This window comes from Paraburkholderia sp. SECH2, from assembly GCF_030464795.1.
Taxonomy (GTDB): Bacteria; Pseudomonadota; Gammaproteobacteria; order Burkholderiales; family Burkholderiaceae; genus Paraburkholderia; species Paraburkholderia aspalathi.
The window spans coordinates 72,961-93,902 of the sequence record NZ_JALPRH010000006.1 but is presented as its reverse complement, the minus strand read 5'-3'; the positions used below and the strand labels follow the sequence as shown (position 1 = coordinate 93,902).

Genomic DNA, 20,942 nt, shown 5'->3' with positions numbered 1-20,942 from the left:
GCGTGTTTATCTGGCCTGTCAGGCTATTGAATAGACCAGAACGCGACCGCGAGGCGCGCTCCGGGAGCGTGAACTAGCCTGCTCGCTGTTTAGTGCCGCTCACGACGCTTGCGTCGCGCTTTGCGGAAGGCATCGACGATGCGACGTTGCCCGTGGACCTCGCATGCAAAGGGACGATGTTCTGCCCAATGATCTTCCCGATCTCGGCATCTGCCTGCGCGCCGTATTCGGCAAACACATCCGTTCGATATGACGTGTTCATGGCCGCGCCGAGCTGCGGGCCCGTGTCTTTGCGCGTGTCCACATCGACGTCCATTGACAACCCGATGCGCAGCGGATGCGCCTCGAGTTCCTTCTGATCGAGCTGGATACGCGCGGGCAGACGCTGCACGATCTTGATCCAGTTGCCCGTTGCGTTCTGCGCCGGCAAGCTCGCGAACGCGCTGCCCGTGCCCGCCGAAAAGCCGACAACATGGCCGTGATACTTAACCTTGCCGCCATACACATCGGCCGTCAGCGTCACGGGTTGACCGATGCGCATGTTGCGCAACTGGTTTTCCTTGTAGTTCGCATCGACCCACACGCCGTCGAGCGGCACGATCGCCATCAACGACGTGCCCGGCGACACGCGCTGGCCGACCTGCACCGAACGCTTCGCGACATAGCCGGTGACGGGCGCCGGCAACGTGTTGCGCGCGTAGGCGAGATACGCATCGCGCACCTTCGACGCGGCGGCTTGCACGTTCGGGTGCTGGTCTATCGTCGTGCGGTCGGTCAACGCGCGGTTCGCTTCCGCCTGTTGACGCGCGGCATCAAGCGCGGCCTGCGCGGCCGTCACAGTGTCGCGGGCGTGCGCGATGTCCTCGGCCGACACGGCGCCCGTATCGGCGACGGCCTGGCGGCGGCGCAGATCGTCCTGTGCGCGCGCCAGATCGGACTGCTTCTGCGTGGCGTTCGCTGCATAAAAATCATTGTTCACGTAAAGACTGCTCACCTGCCGCACGGTCTGCCCCAGCGTCGCCTCAGCGTTGCCGAGCGCGACCTTCGCATCGGCGTTGTCGAGTGTCACGACCGGCTCGCCCGCCTTTACTATCTGCGTATCGTCGGCATTCACGGCGACGACGGTGCCCGCCACCTGCGGTGTCAGCTGCACAAGATTGCCGCTGACGTACGCATCGTCGGTGGATTCGTGATAGCGCGCGTAAGTCATGTAGTACGCGCCATAACCGGCTGCCGACACGACGACGGCCACGCCAAGCAGCGCGAGCAGCGCCTTGCGCTTGCGTGTGTTGGGTTCGTTTGCATCAGAAGCCTTCGCCGGTGCTGCGTCATGTTTCGCGCGCGCCGCCTGGGTCTCCTGACGTTCCGTTGCGTTGATTTCACTCATTTCAATTCTCCTGGCAGATTCGGTGGGTAACCGCTCAGCGCGCGGCGACGACAGGCGTGTTGGGTGCGGACTCACCGGCGCGCGGCACCGCCCCGGAGTCTGCGTCTGACGTGTCCGTGAAACCACCGCCCAACGCGGAAGCCAGTGCAATCTGCTGATCGAGGCGGTTCATGCGCAAATTCGCGACGCTCTGATTGGCAGAAAGCGCATTGACGTCGGCGTTCAACACGGTCAGTTGATTCGTAAGTCCGGCCTTGTACCGCACGAGCGCGAGGTCGGCGGCTTTGCGGGCGGCGTCCTGCGCGGTCTGCGCATCGACAAGCTGAGCATCCGTCGAACGCACGTCGGCGAGTTGCGTGGCGACTTCGCTCAGCGCTGTCACTAGCGCCTGGTTGTAGGTCGCAACGGCGTAGTCGAAGTCGGCGTAACGACCCTTCAGCTGCGCACGCAGTTCGCCTGCGTCGAAAATCGGCAGGTGGATTGCCGGACCGACAGATGCCGTGCGGCTCGCCGCCGTCAGAAAGCGGCCGAAGCCGAATGCGTCGAGTCCGATTGCGGCGCTCAGGTTGATGTCGGGATAGAACTCAGCCTTCGCTTCCTTCACGTCGTGCGTCATCGCGTCGACGCGCCAGCGCGCAGCGACGATTTCCGGGCGGCGGCTCACGAGATCGGTAGGTAGGTTGTCGGGCAGACGGACTTCGTCGCCCATGCCAAGCGCCGGGCGCGCGATCTGCAGGCCGCGGTCGGGACCCGCACCGAGCAGCGCGGCGATCTGATAGCGTGTCGCGAGAATCTGTCCGTCGAGCGATTTCAGTGCGGCGTGGCTGGTCGCAAGATTGGCCTGCGCGGTCTTGCGTTCGACTTCCGTTTCCAGGCCTGTCGCAATGCGGCCCGCCGTGATACGGTCGATCTGCTCGCGCTGAGTAATTTCCTGTTGCGCGATATCGCGCAGCACATACAGGCGCGCAAGCTGATTGTACGTGCGGGCAACCGACGTCGTCAGCGTCAGCTTGACGACTTCCGCGTCGGCCCGGCCCGCCTGAAGCTCCGAGACTGCCGCTTTCAGCGCTTCGCGGTTCTTGCCCCACAGATCGAGGTCATAGGAAGCGCTCAGCAGACCCTTGTTCTCCGTCTGCCACGAACCGCCAAATGGAGGTGGCAAGAATGTCGTATTCGAGAACTGTTGACGCGTGAGCGAATAACTAGCATCGACGCGCGGCATCGTGCCGGCCCTCGCCGTTTCGCTGTATGCCGATGCAGCCGCAACGCGGGCACGCGCCTGATCGAGCGTCGGGCTGTGCGTCAACGCTTCGTCGATCAGCGCCTTCAGGTGCGCGTCGCCGAACTGGTCGGCCCAGTTGGCGGCGGGCCAATGGCCCTGTTCGGCGGGAAGGCTTTGCTGCGTCGCATACTGCTGCGGCTCGGCCGTTTTCGCATCGCTGTGGATGCCAGCATAGTTCACGCATGCCGATAGCGCCGCCGCAAACATCACCGACACACCCAGTTTCAACCCGCGTGATGCGCGCTGTCCGACGTTTGACTGAATGCCCATTTTCTGACCTATCAGATCGTTGAGTAAAAGAGTTCTTCGTGGAGAATCGCGGCGTGCATCCGATTCGACCTCACGACACGCCGCGCAATCCGAACTGTGGCGCTCGCGACGAGTCGGCTTCATGAGATCGCGCAAAGCGTCCCTCGCAAGTGCAAACAGCGTCTTGATACCTGTCCATGGATTCCCTAAGCATCGACGTACCTGCTCACTGCGTCCGACACCGAGCACGCACCATGTGCAGAAATGTTCGCAGTTGTTAGTCAGCAATTGATATTGGTCTTCGCCGAGACGGGACCTGGCCCGCTCCACAGCATCTATTCCGGTATAAATTGCGTCTGGTTCAGACTGAATCTTTACACCTTTTCCTGCCGCAAAGCCGCGCAACGGAATGTATTCAATGGGTCGCCGTTTCACGGAATGATAAAAACCCCCATAGTGAATAACCCGGCCATTTCCCGCATAGATTCCGTGGTGCGTATAGCCTTCGCGCTCACTAATAAGATGGGCACCAACTTCAATAGTGCGTTCTGTTCGGATCAACACAAATGAAGTTGTGGGGCAATCAATATTTTGAGTTTCCATGGCGAGCCGCACCTTTTCCGTCGTCATGCTTCGCCTGAGACCGAAGTTTCCGATTTTGAAAACGGGTATCAGACTTTAAGGATGTCACTGAACGAGATGGCAATTGCAAGCCCGACATTGACCGCAGATAGCATGATCCAGCCAATTAACAATAGAGGTCCGAGACGAAACATGATGTCCTCCGCTAACGACCTCAACGACCCGTCGACTCAGTCGAGTCAACCGCGTTGCGATGTCAGAATGGTAGGTGCCGAATCCCTGCCTTGGTAGACACTCAGCGGAACACTCACCGTTGCCGCGACGGCACCAATTCGCGCCGCCGGGGCACTGACCCCAAAGTCTACGGCGCTTGTCGATACCAATGCGCGCTAGCGCGGCATCAACCTCGCTTCGTGCCCGTGACGGGTCGAACCGATTTCATGTGCGTGTCTGGATTGGTGACAAACTGGAAACACCATGAGTCCATGGACGACTCAACTTCGCCATCCGTGCTCACCTACTATTGAGGCAGGGGTGTCCTGGAGTCTCACCAGGAATTAACATACAAGATGAAAATTGTCCTTATGAGCGGTTCTGGCCCGTTCGCCATAAAAGTATCGCGTATTACTAAATTAGAGAATGAATCATGGACAAAAGGAAGCTGCAAGCCCCCTCGCTTTCGCTCCTCGACAGATATCGGGGTCAGAATTTCGCCCCCTTGTACACGACGACTGTCACTGTTTCCGGCGGCGAGACGGGACACGGCCGTGCATCTGGCGTAGCCCGTTCAGATGACGGCAACCTTGTTGTGGACCTGCGACTGCCCACGGAGTTGGGAGGACCCGGTACCGGGACCAATCCGGAGCAGTTGGTGGCCGCAGGCTTTGCCGCGTGCTTTCACGGGGCGCTCAACTTGCTCGGCACACGCGCCGCAATAGACGTCAACGACGCTGTTGTGGAGGTGCAGGTTTCGTTTGGCCGTGACCCCATGGATGGCGGCTATGCGTTGGTATTCGATATCCGGGTCCGGATGCCGGGTGTCGAGCGAAGCGTGGCGGAAGAACTGGTTCGAAGTGCCGAGCGCTTGTGCCCGTATGCAAAAATGGCCAGAAACGGGACCGTCAATGTCGTCACTGTTGTTGATTGACTCAGGACGCGCCTTCCTGCGGCGAGGGCGAGCGGAGCGCAACGGTCACAGACTACATCTTCACAACCGGCCCTGAAACCCAAAGCGTGTCGCGCATGCCATCAGTTGATTGGGTTCATGCTAATCGGCTGATGCATACCGATCGCCAGGCGGCCCCATCGATCACCGCCACGTTCGCGTCAAATTCCCTATTTGCTCCTCGCTGAAATGCTCGCGCCGAGCCTCGTACTCGACCGCAGGCTCAGCCCTGCCCTCGCGGCAGATGGGTCAATGTCTCTGCCCGTTCCAACGCGGTGCTTTATCACACTCCATGCCAGAAGACTCATGTGATCACCCGCTGATTGTTGTTCTTCCGGCAACACGGCAACCACCGTTTTCCGTCTTCTATACCGAACAGGACGCGCATACGATAGCGTTCAGATTCGCTTCGCGCGTTATCAGTGTTTGCCTGCTGCATCGCCAGTTCACCAGAACAAGGGATTCAACACTCTGAACACCGTCTTTACGGTATGAATATTTTCAATGCATCCAAGCCAATTTGTTACGGCCAGATGAAATACATTTCAAGGATAGCCAAATGTTTTCACATGAGCTTCTATCTCGGTACGGAGCGTTGATCGTCTTCTTCAGCGTACTTTTCTCATCACTCGGTCTGCCGTTTCCTTCCATCACGACGCTAATAACGATCGGGGCGAGTATCACTATTACAAGGTATGACTTTGCGCGCACATTGTTTCACTGCGCCATTCTGGTCGCCGCCGCCGTTTCCGGCGGTCTTCTTGGCGACCTTCTCTGGTTTCAAGGCGGCAAACGTTACGGCAGACGCACCCTCCAACTGGTGAGTAGACTATCGTTCACCCGGCAATCGTACGTTACGGGATTCGAGTACTTCTTTTATCGACGTGGCGCGCGTACGTTGCTGATTGCCCGCTTTGTGCCCGGGTTATCGTTGATCGCCGTTCCTCTCTGCGGTGCCATGGCGATAAAAACGCGTTCTTTTATTTTGCACGACTGCGTCAGCGTAAGCACATGGGCATGCGCTGGTCTTCTTGCTGGCGCGCTGTTCGCCCGTCAAATTGACGCATTGTTCGCACACCTCCACCAATCAGGATGGCAGGTGTCGTTATTGGGCATTGTCCCCGTGGTTCTTCTTTCCCATACGTGGCTTACTCGTCGGTCTCGTAATCGAACGCTGGTGACAGATAACTCACCAGGCACGCCACTCATATCGCCGACTTTGAAGTCTATCGTTGGTCAATGCGAGATCAAATCGGCGCGGACACCAGACGCCATCCCTCAAGCGTCGAACGGCCGTTGACGCGGACGAACGTCACAACTTTCGTGTTCGGAACGTCTTAGGAAGGGGGCGACGGTCGCTTTACGACGTCTGCCGCTCTCGTCGCAGGCGACATGCGTGCTGACGGCGGCAGCCAGTATGGACATTCAGTCCTGCCTGGTCGAAATCGGGGTGACAAATTTCCAACTTATGAGTGATCTATGTGATGTCCCAACGGGAACCGCCAAACGCGAGCGGTCCACTGTCGTGTGGTCTCTTCCTTTGGGAAAACCCGATGCCAATGACGGTTTGCAGCGTTGGCTATATAAGGCGTTAAGGCAGGCGATCATTTCTGGCCGCCTGCCTGAGGGCAGCGTGCTCCCAGGCAGCCGCACGTTGGCGCGGCAATACGGTCTCGCCAGGGGCACGGTCGCAGCGGCGTACGAACAGCTATTGGCGGAAGGCTATCTGGATGCCCGTGCCGGAAGCGGCACAAGGGTAAGCGCGGTTTTGCCCGATCAAAGGCAGCAGGTTAAATCTGCGTCTCTGTCACAGGCGGCCGCTCACGGCCATTTGGCGAGGGAATCGCGCGGCCCGTGGATCACTCGACTCAAGGAGTGTGAGCCGCCGTTTCCGCTTTCCGGGACGAACTCGTTGCCGCAGCCATTCCTTCCTCACCGTGGGGACCTCCGCCTGTTCCCTGTTGATCTGTGGCGACAACTTCATGTGCGGGCTCTTCGCCCCTCCCGGCTACTCACGCTCAATGACACGCGTCCCGGTGGTCTGCCCGAATTGCGGTCCGCTATAGCGAAACACCTGGCTATCACGCGCAGCGTGATGGTTTCGCCGGCACAGATTGCCATCGTCGGTAGTGTGCAACAGGCACTCGACCTGTGTATGCGGCTACTGAGTGCACCGGGGGATTCTGTGTGGATGGAAGACCCCGGCTACATTGGCGCCCGGCAAATCATGCTCGCGAGCGGCGCGAACGTGGTTGATGTTCCAGTCGATCACGACGGCCTGCGTGTGCAGGACGGTATTCGTGAGGCCCCTACTGCGGTTCTCGCCTACGTGACTCCGTCGCGCCAGGCACCGCTCGGCGTGCCTTTGTCCGCTGAGCGACGCGCCTCCCTGCTACGTTGGGCTACCGCGAACGACGCCATTATTTTCGAGGATGACTACGATAGCGAGTACTGCTTCCGCACAGGCCCGCCTGGCGCGCTACGCAGTCTACCTGGCGCCGATTCGCATGTTGTAATGGTCGGAACATTCAGTAAGCTCATGTTTCCGTCGCTACGGCTTGCTTTTGTGGTGTTACCGCCGCGACTCGTCGAACCTTTTATCCGGGCAGCGTCGCTTACCACCCGAAGTGCGAACGGCTTAACGCAAGCCGTATTGGCGGATTTCCTGAGGGAAGGACATTTCGATCAGCACATCCGCCGCACCAGGAAAATCTATTCCGCGCGCGCGCGGGCGTTCGAACGTTCGGCCCTGGAACACTGGCAAGGCTTGCTGGAAGTTCCACCAATCTGTGCCGGCCTGGACGTGGTGGGCCGTCTGTTGCAACTCGACGAGTACACGGCCGTTCGGAAATTGAAATCGGCGGGCGTCGAGGCAGCGCCGTTGGGCAGGTACACACAACGCCACAGCCAGGGCCCAGGCCTTGTGATGGGGTTTGCATCCTTCAATGAAGAGGAAATCGATCAGGCGGCACAACGCGTCGCCGCTGCCCTGTGCGAGCCTGTATGACGCGCGCGACGCAGTACCGGCTATTACCGCATTCGATTGGTGCCAAAGAGACAACGGCGTGAGCCCGTGTGCATGTCTACCGCGACGCGATGCGCCGACCTACGATGACTTCGTGCGGCGCATTGCCGCTAACATCATCCGCGAACCGCGGGTGTTCACGGTCGTCGCCAGGAGACATCATGACGCAGCGTATCAACTACATCCAACAATCCCCGGAGCTGTTCAAGAAGTTCCTTGAATTCAGCAATCAACTTCACGAGAGCACAATCGACGAATCGATCCGTGATCTCATTTCAATCCGGGCGTCGCAACTCAATGGCTGTGCCTTTTGCGTCGACATGCACGTAAAGGAAGCACGCAAGCACGGCGAGCGCGAATTGCGCCTTCACCATCTCGCCATCTGGCGCGAGTCGACGCTCTTTGCGCCGCGCGAGTGTGCCGCACTCGCCTGGACGGAAGTTCTGACCAGGCTCCCCGAGCACGGCGTGCCCGACGATATCTACGAACGCGTGCGTACCCAGTTCTCCGAGAAGGAACTGTCTGACCTGACGTTCGCATTGATGGCCATCAACGGCTGGAACCGCGCGAACGTGGCGTTCAGGACGGTGCCGGGTTCTGCCGACAAGGCATACGGCCTAGACAAGGTGAACCTCGCCTGAACAGGCGATTTCGTTCTCACTCATCTGCGTCCCGCGCGTGCGGGCCGCGCTACTTGGGATGCACACCATGTTTCGCCTGAAGAACACCGCAATCACAATGCTTGTCGTCGCAGGCGCGCTTATCGGCGTGGCTCGTGCTGCGCCTTCCGACGCCGTCGTGACGCCGCTGATGACAAGGCCACTCGACGAATATCCGGGCAAGGAAGCCTTGATGATCACCGTGAACTATCCACCGGGTGCAGTCGATCCCGTTCATCGGCATCACGCGCACGCCTTCATCTATGTTCTGGAGGGATCGATCGTGATGCAGGTCAAGGGCGGCAAGGAAGTCACGCTGACGCCTGGCCAGACCTTCTATGAAGGTCCGAATGATGTACACACGGTCGGGCGCAACGCGAGCCAGACCCAACCCGCGAAGTTCATTGTGCTTCTGTTGAAAGACAAGGGCGCGCCTGTTCTCGTGCCGGAGAAATAGGCAACGAAAAAGCTCTGCATATTATCAAAGCGTCGATACGCAGCATGGGAATGGCAGCATGGTCGCGGGGCACTCAAATCGGGTAGCAATCCCGCCGTGACACTGCACGGTGACCTCTCGCCCACCACTGACCGATCTCAATCTTCATTGAGCAGTAACGCATGACTCAACGAGTGAAACATTCTCTATTTACTATGGAGTCCGCATCATGAATAAGACAACCCGCGCAACATTAGCCGCAGCCGTTCTGAGCATATCTGCTGTGGCATCCGCCCAACAATCGAACACCGGCCTCACACGCGCCCAGGTACGTGCGGAACGGGTTCAGATCGAAAAGGCCGGCTACAAACCGGCGCGCCACAACGATCCGTACTACCCCGCCGACATCCAGGCCGCCGAGGCCCGGCTGCAGCCGGGCGATAGCGTGACGCAGAACACCATAACCTCGGGTTTCGGAGGTGCTGCGGACGGATTTTCGCAGACAGGCACGAGCACCACGACGAGCCTGGCGGGGCGTCCCGTCTATTCCGGTCATTGACCTGGCGGCCGCGTGGTATCGGCAGCGGACAACATCGCGGGAATTCGTTCGCTCGACAACCAGTCTCACTCAGCTATTTGAAACTGGACCAATGAACTTACTGGAAACCGGACCAATACTTGGTCAGCACGATCGCGACAATAGAGCCTTTCAATAATTCGAGGCATGTACCTCTCGAGGAAATAGCACTGCACACGTGTAACTCGATGAGATTAATGAAAATCCGATCAGTAGACCACCTGGCCCATCTCCAGGACACGGCAATGTCTCATGCCCCGCGATAAAGAATCAACCACGGACGACAAGGAGCTGATGCAATTCTGAAGATAGCTCAGCTTTCGGCGATCGTGAACGGTCGTCGCGCAAAGAAGCAAGGCACCAGTTGCTATGAGTTCGGTGCTTGTCGTCGACTTCGAAATTTTCTAACCGAAGGCAGGAATCATGTCGCAAAATATCTTGATAGTAGGTGCCGGCTTTGCCGGAGTGTGGGGCGCACTAGGCGCGGCTCGCGTGCTCGACAATGCCGGAGTGAGGGCCAGTGACATTGAAATCACCTTGATCTCTCCGAAGCCGGAATTGCAGATCCGGCCACGGCTGTATGAGAGTGAGCCGCAGCGCATGGCTGCACCGCTGCTACCGCTTCTCGACGCCATTGGCGTGAGGTTTATTGAGGGCGATGTCGAGGCGATTTCGTGTCATGAAAAGACCCTGAGTGTCAGGTCGGCCAACGGCACTAAGCGTTCGCTCGCATACGACCGGCTGCTGTTGACCAGTGGCAGCAAGTTGAGCAGGCCGCCGGTTCCGGGTCTGGCGGAACACGCCTTCTCTGTCGATCGTATCGAGGACGCGGTAGCTCTCGACCGCCACTTCGCAGAGCTGGCGAAACTGCCGGAATCGTCTGCGCGCAACACAGTCGCAGTTGTCGGATGTGGCTTTACGGGGATCGAGGTCGCAACTGAATTGCCTCGGCGACTGCGCGAGTTGTTTGGCGCTGACACGGCGATTCGTGTCGTCGTGATCGGATCTCAGGACGAGATTGGCCCCGATCTCGGCCCCAATCCTCGGCCGTACGTATCTGAAGCCTTTGACTCGCTGGGCGTTGAGACCGTACTTGGATCCAGCGTGGTGTCGGTCGATGCAGACGGAGTTCGCACTGCATCGGGCGCCCACATTGAAGCCGGGACGGTGATCTGGGCAGGCGGCATGCGCGCCAGTTCACTGGCTGAGCAGGTTTCTTCACGTCTTGACTCGCTGGGACGTGTCGAAGTGGCATTGGATCTTCGCGTGCCAGAGGCCCCTGACGTGTTTGTGGCGGGTGATGTCGCGCACGCGCTGTGTGACGACGACGGGCGCTACGCATTGATGTCCTGTCAACACGCTATCGTGATGGGGCAATTCGGCGGATACAACGTCGCCGCAGATCTGATCGGTATCCCGACCCTGGAATATAAACAGCCGTTCTACGCCACTTGCGTCGACCTCGGCGAATGGGGTGCTATCTATTCGGAAGGCTGGGATCGACAGATCAAGCTGACGAACGCCGAAGGTAAGGCACGCAAGCAGATGATCAACACGAAGTGGATCTACCCACCGGCACCGAATCGTGTCGAAGCGTTGGCAGCGGGCAACCCGCTTGCGTCGTTCGGCTGATATCTCCGTGCAAGGGTCTCATAAAGCAACGACGCGAACACCTTTGGGACCATGCTTGCGATCAGCGCGAACATACATCAACGGAAGCACGGGCGCGGGTAGACAAAAGATAGTGTGGTCGCGGCGGCACAACGTATGTCCGACATCGATTCATGAGTCAATATTCCCCAAGCTCCCATCTATTTTTCCTCTCTTCCTTCCCCTTTGGCACGGCTTCAGCCCGCGAAATCGCGGGCACTTTTTTGCGGGGATATAAGCCCACATGTGCCTCTCAAGCCATCGTAGGTGTCGTTACGCGTTCGTAGAGTCGCCTTCTCGAACCGTCAGCTTTACTTACCTGTCGTCATGCCAGGCGCCGGGTTGCAGCGCACGTATGCCGCTGCGGCGACTGCCCGCGAATGCCAAGGACACTGCCGACATCTCATACGCAAGTATGAAGTCACCACTCCTTCGCAGGAACAAAACCAGCCGTTCGTTGAATGTTTTTTCCCCTTCCAAGAGCCTAGATTTGTAGTCATGCGAAAGCACGTTTTCATAGTGAGTACGCGATGAACACCTTGCACAACTGGATTTACATCGGCAGCAACGCCTATGTGGAGTACACGTTTGTTCCCTGGTTCGGCAGAAACGTGTATCGACGGACTGTCGACCTCCGCCAGGTTTGCATTCAGTAACGAGAGCGGTGAACCGGAACCCGAGTCGCATAGTATCTTTTCAGGGGCAGCAAAATGAATCAATCGGACACACCGGAACGCGGTTTTCGCCTCGGTTTGCCAAATCGCGCTGACGCGCTGTCCACAAGCGTTGCCGCGAGCTATGCCAGCATCATGGCATTCATGGCGGTGGTGAGCGAGGGGAGTTTCGCCAAGGCCGGCGAACGTCTGGGTGTCGGCCGATCGGCCGTGAGTCGAAATGTCCAGAAGCTGGAAACCCAGTTGAGTACGCGGCTGTTTCTACGCACTACACGCGTCACACAATTGACGCACGAAGGCCAGCGATTCTTCGAAAACTGTAACCAGGGTGTCACGCAAATCGTGGAGGCCATGAACGACATGCTGGAGCTTCGCCAGGGCCCTCCACGTGGTCTGGTTCGCATCAGCTCGACGGTCGGCTTCGGCAGGAAGGTGGTGGCGCCGCTGCTGGAAAAGTTCATGAAGGCCTATCCTGATATCGCCGTCGATCTGCTGCTCGACGACCGGCCGACGGACTTTGCCTCCGAGCAGATTGACGTGGCGTTCCGCAATGGACGCATCGAGGACTCCAGCATCATCGCCAAACAGCTTATTCCTATGCAGATGGCGCTTTGCGCCGCGCCGTCCTACGTGGAAGCGCACGGCCTGCCGCATACGCTGGAAGAGTTGTGCCAACACGAATGCATCAACTTCCGCTTTTCCAGCGGCCGCGTGTTCGAATGGGAGTTCAAGGTCGACGGCCGCGTACGGAAATACCTGCCGACGGCCCGTCTCACGTTCAACGATGCCGACCTGGTCCTGGATGCGGTCCTGCAAGGCTCAGGCATTGCACAGATGGCCGGCTATCAGATTCGCGATCATATTGCGGCCAATCAACTCGTCGTGGCGCTGGCGAGGCATGCGCCCGACGACCGTGGGCACTACATCTGCTACCTGAGCCGACAGCACTTGCCGACGCGCATTCGTGTCTTCATCGATTTCATGACCGAACAGATCCGCATGCTCGATTTGAAATACCTGACCGAATTCAACCCTGATGACGTTGAGACTCCGACTGAGGAGATAGCGGCATGATCGACTGGTGCGAAAGATGCACAAAACATCCGACTGCGCGTTTTTGATTGAAATTTTTTGGAGGGTAGACCATGAAGATCGTCGTCATCGGCGGCACCGGCCTGATCGGCTCGAAGACCGTCGCCATTCTGCGCCAGAGCGGCCACGAGGTCGTCGCAGCCTCGCCCAGAAGCGGTATCAACAGCATCACCGGCGAGGGGCTCAAGGAGGCCATGATCGGCGCGCAAGTGGTGATCGACCTCGCCAATTCGCCCTCATTCGAAGACGAGGCGGTGCTGAATTTCTTCGAGACCTCCAGCCGCAACATTCTCGCGGCGGAAGCTGCAGCAGGCGTCCGGCACCATGTCGCGCTTTCTATCGTCGGAATCGACCGGACGCCCGACAATGGCTATTTTCGCGCCAAGGTCGCCCAGGAGAAACTGATCGAGATCTCCGGCATCCCCTACACCGTCATCCGGTCCGCTCAGTTCCTGGAATTCCTCGGCGGCATCGCCGCGTCAAGTTCGGATGGAAATATAGTCAGGCTCTCGCCCGGCCTCTTCCAGCCCATCGCCGCGGATGACGTTGCTGCTATCGTCGCAGATGTCGCACTCGCGGCGCCGGTAAACGGCATCGTCGAGATCGCAGGCCCGGAACGAGCGCCGTTCAACGACATCGTCGCCCGCTATCTGAAGGCGGTCGGCGACCCGCGTGAGGTTGTGGGTGACCCCGAGGCCCGATACTTCGGCGGCCGGGTCGAGGAGCATTCGCTCGTGCCGTTGGGCGAGGCGCGCCTCGGTCACATCGGCTTCGGCGAATGGCTTCGCCGCTCACACGCAGGAGCCTGATCCCGCATCCGCCAGCCGAGGGATAGAGACTTCCATGAAACGCATCCGCCGTTCGCTGCCTGTTGCCACCGTGGCGTTCCGCAGCGTTCTCCCGGATGCGCCGCGCATCTCCCATCGCTCGCGCGCGAACCCACATTCGGGACGCGGGCACCCCACCCTATACGTCTGTATGATTTGCGTCCGGGCGCTTCCGGACTAGTCTGTAGTCGTTAAGCATTCGCAGAGCAAACCCGCCTGATCGGCAGGCTCCGCGCGACAGTCGAGGTCTGAGTTTTGGCTACTAACCTGCTTGTCTGCATTGTCGACGACGACGATGCCGTCCGCAGCGCGACCGAGAGCCTCGTTCGCTCGCTGGGCTGGCCGACACGCGTCTTCGCTTCCGCGGAGGAGTTTCTGCAAGCGACAGACATCGGCGATGTGGCATGCTTGATCTCCGATGTGCGAATGACCGGAATGAGCGGCATAGAGATGCACGAGCGCCTGCTCGAACGCGGGTGCGCGCCGCCGACCATCTTCGTCACAGCATTCCCGACCTCGGCCCTCGAGGCAAAAATCCTGGCAAATGGTGCGCTTGCGTTTCTGGCAAAGCCGGTCGACGCGACCGTCATTGCGCACTATCTGGCGCGCGTTTGCCGCAAAGCGTAACGCTTACCACATTGACGGCGCTGGGCCGCTGCAAAGAAACGGGATTATTTCGTGCGGAGCGGCTGGATGTTGAGTGCTTCCGCCTTTCGAACGAGATCCGCGACGGAGCGTGCCGACATTTTCTTCATCGCCTGCCCGCGGTGGATTTTCACGGTGATTTCGCTCAGATGCATTTCAGAGGCGATCTGCTTGTTCATCAGGCCCTTCACGACGAAGGCCATCACCTCTTTTTCCCTCGGCGTGAGTGACTGGTAGGCAGTGCGCAGCGCCGCAGTCGACTGCTCACCCTCGAGCCGTTCACTGTCGCGCTTGAGCGCCTGATCGACGGCATCGAGCATGTCCTGATCACGAAACGGCTTGGGGAAGAAATCCACAGCGCCGGCTTTCATGGCCTTGACCGACATCTCGATATCGCCATGGCCGGTCATGAAGAGGATCGGCAGGCGCAGACTGCTGCTGGCGAGTTCCTGCTGAAACGCGAGGCCGCTCTCCCCACGCAGCCTCACGTCGAGAATCAGGCAACTGGGCCCATCGTGTTTCGGAAAAGCGAGAAACTCTTGCGACGACGCGAACGTCTCGACGCGCAGGCCGGTCGAGCGCAGTAGCGTGCTCAAGGCAAGCCGCATCGATTCGTCATCGTCGATCACATAGACAACAGATGCTTGGCCTTCGTTTTTCGCTAAACTCGAATGCGGCTCCGAAGTCATTTTGGCTCCTCGAGAACCGGTAAGGTCCGCGGCGGCAATCGGGATGAGGGGGTTTGAAACGGGAGCAAAAACTCGCCGTCTGGTGCAACAAAACCATGAAAATTATAGTGCGTTTTTCCCACCCGCAAATTTCCGGCACTCCATAGACCCGTGCAATGAATCTGACTCACCGCGGCAGTGGGCGTAACATGAACCCGTTCCCACGCTGTCCATCCAGCCACACCGGATGGCACCACGTTCGCCGAGGTGTATCCTGCGAATTGCCCGCTTCTGCAACGTTGCTAGTCGCAGAGATGCCGTGTAGAAAATTGCGTTCGCGAGCGTACTCTGCCAGGATTATGCAGACGAATGTGGCATCCAACCCAATGACAGCGTGCGGCAGATGATGGCCTACATAGGGTTCCGATGCCGATGGACAATCGACTCCAGATTTTGTGGGACGACGGCGAGCGCGTCTTCTGTCGAGGGCTACGCCCGCCACGCGAAGGCCGCAGCCACAATGTCCTGCTTTCGCGCCCTGCCGCCGAACATCCACTACCTGCCAGCCTTAATCGCCTCGCTCACGAGTTTGGCCTGAAGGACGAACTGGAGGGCGCGTGGGCGGTGCGGCCGCTGGAACTGGTGCGCGAAGCGGGCCAAACCGTGCTGGTGCTCGAAGACCCTGGCGGTGAGCCGCTCGTGCAGCTGCTCGACGCTCCCATGGAGATGGCAGATTTTTTGCGGCTCGCCGTTGGCATCGCTGCAGCGCTGGGCAAGCTCCACCAACGCGGCCTCGTCCACAAGGATCTCAAGCCCACCCATATCCTGGTGAACTGCGCCGACGGACAGGCGCGACTCACCGGATTCGGCCTCGCCTCGCGGCTGCCGCGCGAGCGCCAGGCGCCCGAGCCGCCCGAGACCATCGCCGGCACGCTCGCCTACATGGCGCCCGAGCAGACCGGCCGGATGAATCGCTCGATCGATTCGCGCAGCGACCTTTATGCGTTCGGCGTCACGCTCTACCAGATGCTGACCGGCGTGCTGCCGTTTACGGCCACCGACCCCATGGAATGGGTGCACTGCCATATCGCCAGAAAGCCGGTGTCGCCCAGCGCGCGGGTGGAGACCGTCCCTGCCGCCGTCTCCCACATCGTCATGAAGCTGCTCGCCAAGACGGCCGAGGAGCGCTATCAGACTGCCGCTGGTGTCGAGCATGACCTGCAGCACTGCCTGGCCGAATGGCAACGTCAGCGCCGCATCGATGACTTCCCATTGGACGAGCACGGCACGCCTGACCGGCTGCAGATTCCCGAGAAGCTGTACGGAAGGGAGCGCGAGGTCGACACTCTGGTCGCGGCGTTCGATCGGATCGTCAGGAGCGGCGCGCCGGAACTGGTGTTGGTCTCCGGCTATTCCGGCATCGGCAAATCCTCGGTTGTCAATGAACTGCACAAGGTGCTGGTGCCGCCGCGGGGGATCTTCGCGTCCGGCAAGTTCGACCAGTACAAGCGCGACATCCCCTATTCGACTCTGGTACAGGCATTTCAAAGCCTGGTGCGGCCATTGCTTGGCAAGCGCGACACGGAACTCGCGCGCTGGCGCGGCGCGTTGCAGGAGGCGCTGGATCCGAATGCCCGGCTCATGACCGACCTCATCCCGGAACTGAAGCTCATCATCGGTGAGCCGCCACCGGTCCCGGTACTTGAGCCGCAACAGGCACAAAGCCGTTTCCTGCTCGTGTTCCGACGCTTCATCGGGGTATTTGCTCGAGCGGAACATCCGCTCGCGCTCTTTCTCGACGACCTGCAGTGGCTCGACGCCGCAACGCTGGACCTGCTCGAGGATCTGCTGACCGGCTCGGAGCTGCAGCACATGATGCTGGTCGGCGCCTACCGCGACAATGAGGTCGATGCCACACACCCGCTGACGGTCAGGCTTCAGGCAATCAGGAACGCGAGCGTGAAGATCGCTGAAATCACGCTGGCGCCGCTCGCGAGGGAGCACATCCAGCAGTTAATCGGGGAAGCGCTTCACTGCGAGCCGGAGCGCGTCGAGCCCCTGGCTCAACTGGTGCATGACAAGACAGCCGGCAATCCGTTCTTCGTCATCCAGTTCCTGCACGCGCTTGTCGAAGAAGATTTACTCACCTTCGATCATGACGCGGGGCGTTGGTGCTGGGAAACCGATCGCATCCATGCCAAGGGATACACCGACAACGTCGTGGACCTGATGGCCGGCAAACTGACTCGCCTGCCGGAGCAGACACAGCAAGCGCTGCAGCAGCTTGCCTGTCTTGGGAACGCCGCCGGCGTCACGGCGCTTTCGACCGTTCTCGGCGTCCCCGAGGCGCAGGTCCACGCGGCTCTATGGGAGGCGATTCGTCAGGAACTGGTCGAACGGCTTGAGGGGTCCTACGCGTTCGTTCACGACCGGGTTCATGAAGCCGCCTATTCACTGATCCCCGAAGCCTCGCGAGCCGCGGCCCATCTGCGGATCGGACGGCTGCTCGCCGAAGAGACGTCCCCGGAAAAGCGGGAGGCGGCGATCTTCGAGATCGCGGGCCAGCTCAATCGCGGCGCCGCGCTGATCACCGAGCAGAGCGAACGGGAGCAGCTTGCCGGGTTCAACCTGCTCGCTGGTCAGCGCGCCAAGGCGTCGACAGCCTATGCCTCGGCGCTTACCTATCTCATCACCGGGGCGGAACTATTGAACGACGATTGCTGGGAGCGTCGGCATGAGCAAATTTTTGCGCTTGAGCTGAACCGGGCAGAATGCGAATTCCTGACCGGTCAGTTACTGGTCGCAGACCAGCGATTGGTGGCACTGGCGCATCGCGCCACGACAACGGTTGAACGCGCTCTCGTCGCGTGCCTGCAATTGGATGTCTGCCTGGTGCTCGATCAGAGCGACCGCGCAGTCGCTGTTTGTCTCGCCTTCCTCCGCCATGTCGGCATCGAGTGGTCCCCCCATCCGAGCGACGCGGAGGTACGACTCGAATACGATCGCATCTGGTCGCAGCTTGCAGGCCGGACCATCGAGGAACTGGTCAATTTGCCGCTTATGGAGGACGCGGCCTCCCTCGGGACCGTCGAGGCGCTGAGCAAGCTCTTCGCGCCGGCCTTGCAGACGGATGCAAACCTGGCTTGCCTGACGATCTGCAAGGCGGTCAGTCTCAGCCTTGAGCGGGGCAACTGTGATGCCTCATGTGTGCTCTATGCCAATGTCGGCAGGGTCGCCGGACGGCGTTTCGGCGACTACCAGGCAGGATATCGGTTCGGCCAACTCGGCTGCGCACTCATCGATCAACGCGGGCTCAAGCGCTTTGAGGCAAAGACGTTTCTTTGCTTTTCGATTTTTGTCGTACGCTGGATGAAACCGGTACGGGTTTGCCGCGATCTGCTGCGCCGCGCTTTCGCAGCGGCGAACCGGATCGGAGACCTCCCGTATGGCGCTTACTCGGGCAACAGCCTCAACTCGGACCTGCTCTTCGCCGGTGAACCGCTGCCCGAAGTACAAGGCGAAGCCGAACGCGGTCTTGTGTACGCAGAGAAGGTGCGGTTCGGTCTCGTCATAGACTTCATCGCCACGCAACTCGCACTGATCCGGATGCTCCGCGGCTTGACGCCGGCATTCGGCTGCTTTGACGACGGACAGTTCAGCGAGCTTCGCACCGAAGACCATCTGTCCAGCAATCCGGGCCTGGCGCTCGCTGCGTGTTGGTACTGGGTCCGGAAATTGCAAGCACGCTACCTCGCCGGCGACTATACAGTGGCAATGGATGCCGCGTCGAAGGCGGAACAGCTGCTCTGGACATCATCCTCATTCTTTGAGGAGGCCGAATATCACTTTTTCGGCGCACTGGTCCAATCCGCATCTTGCGACTCCGCCCCGGTCAGCGAGCGGTCGCAGCACCTGTCAGCGATGGCTGCGCATCTTAGGCAGTTGCAGATCTGGACAGAGAACTGCCCGGAAAACTTCGGGAGCCGCACCGCGCTGGTCGGTGCCGAGATCGCCCGCATCGAGGGCCGCGTGGTGGATGCTGAACTGCTCTATGAGCAGGCCATCCGCACATCTCAGGAAAGCGGCTTTGTCCACACCGAAGCGCTTGCCAACGAACTCGCGTCCCGCTTTTACGCGGCGCGCGGCCTTGAGAAGATTGCCCGTGTGTATTTACAGGACGCCCGCTATGGTTACCTGCGTTGGGGGGCCGATGGGAAAGTGCGGCAACTCGAGGAGAGCTATCCGTATCTGAAGACGGAAGAGCCCGCGCCCGGCCCGACGAGCACGATCGCAACACCGGTCGAACACCTTGACCTCGTGACCGTGATCAAGGTGTGCCAAGCCGCCTCGGGGGATATCGTCCTGGAAAAGCTGATCGATATGGTCATGCGTACGGCAATTGAACAGGCTGGCGCCGAACGGGGCCTGCTGATTCTGTCGGACGGCGGTGAACAGCGGATAGCGGCGGAAGCAACGACGGGCGGTGACGCGACCCAGTTGCAGCTACGCGATGTGCCGGTGAGCGCGGCGATGCTGCCGGAGTCGATCCTCTACCATGTCCTGCGCACCCAGGAGAGCGTCTTCCTCGACGATGCCGCGACCAGTTCCCCGTTTGCCACAGATCCCTACGTCCGTGAGCATCGCGCCCGTTCAATTCTCTGCCTGACCTTGATGAATCAGGCTAAGCTCACGGGCGCCCTCTACCTCGAAAACAATCTGGCCGCCCGAGTGTTCAGCCCGGCCCGGATCGCCGTGCTGAAGCTGGTGGCCTCGCAGGCCGCGATCTCGCTGGAGAATGCCCGTTTGTACCGCGACCTCACGGAACGCGAAGCGAAGATCCGACGCCTCGTCGACGCCAACATCATCGGTATCATCGTCTGGAATGCCGATGGTGACATTCTTGAAGCCAATGACGCATTTCTTCGCATGGTGGGATACGCGCGGGAAGATCTTGTCTCAGGTCGCGTACGCTGGAGGGACCTGACGCCGCCGGAATGGCGTCAGGGCGCCGAACAAGCCCTGGCAGAGGCCGTGCAGACGGGGCGCGTCAAGCCCTATGAGAAGGAATACGTCAGGAAGGATGGCAGCCGTGTGCCCGTCATAGTCGGCTTGGCCACTTTCGAAGCAAGTCGCAAGGAAGGTGTCGCTTTCGTGCTCGACCTGACTGAGCGCAAGCAGGCAGAGGAAAAAGTCCGCGAAAGCGAGCGGCGCTATCGCGAGGTGCAAACGGAGCTCGCGCATGCAAATCGCGTCGACACAATGGGCCAGCTCACGGCCACCATCGCTCACGAAGTCAAGCAGCCGATCGCCGCGACGGTGACCAACGCACAGGCCGCGCTACGGTGGCTGAGCGCTCAGCCGCCTGACCTGGAGGAGGTCCGGCAAGTGCTCGACCGTATCGTCAGCGACGGTAATCGAGCGGGCGACGTGATCAGCCGCATCCGTGAACTGATCAGGAAGGCACCACCACAGAAGGAACCAGTGGGCATCAACGAGGCGATTCGCGAGGTGATCGAACTCACCCGAGGCGAAGCCATGAAACGCGGCACCTCGGTGCAGACGCAACTCGCGGATGGTTTGCCATTCATCGAAGGAGACCGCGTCGAGCTGCAACAAGTGCTCCTCAACCTGATCATCAATGCACTCGAAGCGATGAGCGGCGTCAACGATGACGTACGCCAATTGCTCGTCAGTACAGGGATAGCCGACTCTGGCTGCGTGCTCGTGACAGTGCGCGATTCGGGTCCGGGCTTTGCTCCACACAGCGCCGAGCGCATTTTCGCCCCCTTCTACACCACGAAGCCTACCGGTTTGGGGATGGGGCTATCGATCTGCCGTTCGATCATCGACGCGCATGGCGGTCGATTGTGGGCGAGCGCAAACCTCCCGCGCGGCGCCGTCGTTCAATTCACCGTACCCGCCCATCCGGCCGCTTCATTGTGATTGCCATGCAGTGTCGTGTTCGCGAGAATCATGTTGATATCCTCGTTGACGTTCACAGCTGGAAAAAGTTGGATGCACATC

At 59.8% G+C, this 20,942-nt stretch carries 14 protein-coding genes and 1 pseudogene; 11 read left to right on the top strand and 4 right to left on the bottom strand.

Annotated features, from left to right (window positions below; all coding sequences use genetic code 11):
• Positions 1-73: 73 nt before the first annotated feature.
• From M0D66_RS13395 to M0D66_RS13385, 3 genes and pseudogenes are all read right to left on the bottom strand, one after another.
• Positions 74-1,387, bottom strand: a complete 1,314-nt coding sequence (locus M0D66_RS13395) for an HlyD family efflux transporter periplasmic adaptor subunit (RefSeq protein WP_266210879.1) — start codon at positions 1,385-1,387, stop codon at positions 74-76.
• Between the two features lie 34 nt (positions 1,388-1,421).
• Positions 1,422-2,939 carry an efflux transporter outer membrane subunit gene (locus tag M0D66_RS13390; RefSeq protein ID WP_266210934.1) on the bottom strand — a complete coding sequence of 506 codons (1,518 nt, stop codon included), beginning with the start codon at positions 2,937-2,939 and terminating at the stop codon, positions 1,422-1,424.
• A gap of 228 nt (positions 2,940-3,167) precedes the next feature.
• Positions 3,168-3,521: pseudogene (locus M0D66_RS13385) on the bottom strand (lecithin retinol acyltransferase family protein); the annotation flags it as partial.
• Positions 3,522-4,146: 625 nt separating this feature from the next.
• Between M0D66_RS13385 and M0D66_RS13380 the strand changes: the two are divergent.
• The 10 genes from M0D66_RS13380 (at position 4,147) to M0D66_RS13335 (ending at position 14,232) form a co-directional block, all read left to right on the top strand.
• The gene (locus tag M0D66_RS13380) at positions 4,147-4,647 is read left to right on the top strand and encodes an Ohr family peroxiredoxin (RefSeq protein WP_266210878.1); all 501 of its coding nucleotides are present in this window, start codon (positions 4,147-4,149) and stop codon (positions 4,645-4,647) included.
• Between the two features lie 577 nt (positions 4,648-5,224).
• Complete coding sequence (locus M0D66_RS13375; RefSeq protein ID WP_266210877.1) at positions 5,225-5,965, top strand: DedA family protein; 741 nt, start codon at positions 5,225-5,227, stop codon at positions 5,963-5,965.
• A 117-nt stretch (positions 5,966-6,082) separates the two neighbouring features.
• Complete coding sequence (locus M0D66_RS13370) at positions 6,083-7,672, top strand: PLP-dependent aminotransferase family protein (protein ID WP_266210876.1); 1,590 nt, start codon at positions 6,083-6,085, stop codon at positions 7,670-7,672.
• A gap of 179 nt (positions 7,673-7,851) precedes the next feature.
• The gene (locus M0D66_RS13365; RefSeq protein ID WP_266210875.1) at positions 7,852-8,331 is read left to right on the top strand and encodes a carboxymuconolactone decarboxylase family protein; all 480 of its coding nucleotides are present in this window, start codon (positions 7,852-7,854) and stop codon (positions 8,329-8,331) included.
• A 67-nt stretch (positions 8,332-8,398) separates the two neighbouring features.
• Positions 8,399-8,806: a cupin domain-containing protein gene (locus M0D66_RS13360; RefSeq protein ID WP_266210874.1), complete on the top strand. Its 408-nt coding sequence runs from the start codon at positions 8,399-8,401 to the stop codon at positions 8,804-8,806.
• A gap of 208 nt (positions 8,807-9,014) precedes the next feature.
• The gene (locus tag M0D66_RS13355) at positions 9,015-9,344 is read left to right on the top strand and encodes a DUF4148 domain-containing protein (protein WP_266210873.1); all 330 of its coding nucleotides are present in this window, start codon (positions 9,015-9,017) and stop codon (positions 9,342-9,344) included.
• A 441-nt stretch (positions 9,345-9,785) separates the two neighbouring features.
• On the top strand, positions 9,786-10,994 hold the full coding sequence (locus tag M0D66_RS13350) for an NAD(P)/FAD-dependent oxidoreductase (protein ID WP_266210872.1): 1,209 nt from the start codon (positions 9,786-9,788) through the stop codon (positions 10,992-10,994).
• Positions 10,995-11,722: 728 nt separating this feature from the next.
• Positions 11,723-12,760 carry a LysR family transcriptional regulator gene (locus tag M0D66_RS13345; protein WP_266210871.1) on the top strand — a complete coding sequence of 346 codons (1,038 nt, stop codon included), beginning with the start codon at positions 11,723-11,725 and terminating at the stop codon, positions 12,758-12,760.
• 71 nt (positions 12,761-12,831) lie between these two features.
• Positions 12,832-13,587: an SDR family oxidoreductase gene (locus tag M0D66_RS13340; protein ID WP_266210870.1), complete on the top strand. Its 756-nt coding sequence runs from the start codon at positions 12,832-12,834 to the stop codon at positions 13,585-13,587.
• Positions 13,588-13,860: 273 nt separating this feature from the next.
• The gene (locus M0D66_RS13335; protein WP_266210869.1) at positions 13,861-14,232 is read left to right on the top strand and encodes a response regulator transcription factor; all 372 of its coding nucleotides are present in this window, start codon (positions 13,861-13,863) and stop codon (positions 14,230-14,232) included.
• 44 nt (positions 14,233-14,276) lie between these two features.
• Here the strand turns inward: M0D66_RS13335 and M0D66_RS13330 are convergent, their stop codons facing one another.
• Positions 14,277-14,939, bottom strand: coding sequence for a response regulator transcription factor (locus M0D66_RS13330; protein WP_266210868.1), 663 nt, complete (start codon positions 14,937-14,939; stop codon positions 14,277-14,279).
• A gap of 411 nt (positions 14,940-15,350) precedes the next feature.
• On the opposite strand from M0D66_RS13330, the gene M0D66_RS13325 reads away from it, so the two are divergent.
• The gene (locus M0D66_RS13325) at positions 15,351-20,861 is read left to right on the top strand and encodes a trifunctional serine/threonine-protein kinase/ATP-binding protein/sensor histidine kinase (RefSeq protein ID WP_266210867.1); all 5,511 of its coding nucleotides are present in this window, start codon (positions 15,351-15,353) and stop codon (positions 20,859-20,861) included.
• Positions 20,862-20,942 lie beyond the last annotated feature (81 nt).

What these genes read in the sequence shown, in the direction of transcription:
- M0D66_RS13395 (WP_266210879.1), bottom strand. Translation starts at nt 1,387, where the DNA reads ATGAGTGAAATCAACGCAACGGAACGTCAGGAGACCCAGGCGGCGCGC.
- M0D66_RS13390 (WP_266210934.1), bottom strand. Translation starts at nt 2,939, where the DNA reads ATGGGCATTCAGTCAAACGTCGGACAGCGCGCATCACGCGGGTTGAAA.
- M0D66_RS13380 (WP_266210878.1), top strand. Translation starts at nt 4,147, where the DNA reads ATGGACAAAAGGAAGCTGCAAGCCCCCTCGCTTTCGCTCCTCGACAGA.
- M0D66_RS13375 (WP_266210877.1), top strand. Translation starts at nt 5,225, where the DNA reads ATGTTTTCACATGAGCTTCTATCTCGGTACGGAGCGTTGATCGTCTTC.
- M0D66_RS13370 (WP_266210876.1), top strand. Translation starts at nt 6,083, where the DNA reads ATGGACATTCAGTCCTGCCTGGTCGAAATCGGGGTGACAAATTTCCAA.
- M0D66_RS13365 (WP_266210875.1), top strand. Translation starts at nt 7,852, where the DNA reads ATGACGCAGCGTATCAACTACATCCAACAATCCCCGGAGCTGTTCAAG.
- M0D66_RS13360 (WP_266210874.1), top strand. Translation starts at nt 8,399, where the DNA reads ATGTTTCGCCTGAAGAACACCGCAATCACAATGCTTGTCGTCGCAGGC.
- M0D66_RS13355 (WP_266210873.1), top strand. Translation starts at nt 9,015, where the DNA reads ATGAATAAGACAACCCGCGCAACATTAGCCGCAGCCGTTCTGAGCATA.
- M0D66_RS13350 (WP_266210872.1), top strand. Translation starts at nt 9,786, where the DNA reads ATGTCGCAAAATATCTTGATAGTAGGTGCCGGCTTTGCCGGAGTGTGG.
- M0D66_RS13345 (WP_266210871.1), top strand. Translation starts at nt 11,723, where the DNA reads ATGAATCAATCGGACACACCGGAACGCGGTTTTCGCCTCGGTTTGCCA.
- M0D66_RS13340 (WP_266210870.1), top strand. Translation starts at nt 12,832, where the DNA reads ATGAAGATCGTCGTCATCGGCGGCACCGGCCTGATCGGCTCGAAGACC.
- M0D66_RS13330 (WP_266210868.1), bottom strand. Translation starts at nt 14,939, where the DNA reads ATGACTTCGGAGCCGCATTCGAGTTTAGCGAAAAACGAAGGCCAAGCA.
- M0D66_RS13325 (WP_266210867.1), top strand. Translation starts at nt 15,351, where the DNA reads ATGGACAATCGACTCCAGATTTTGTGGGACGACGGCGAGCGCGTCTTC.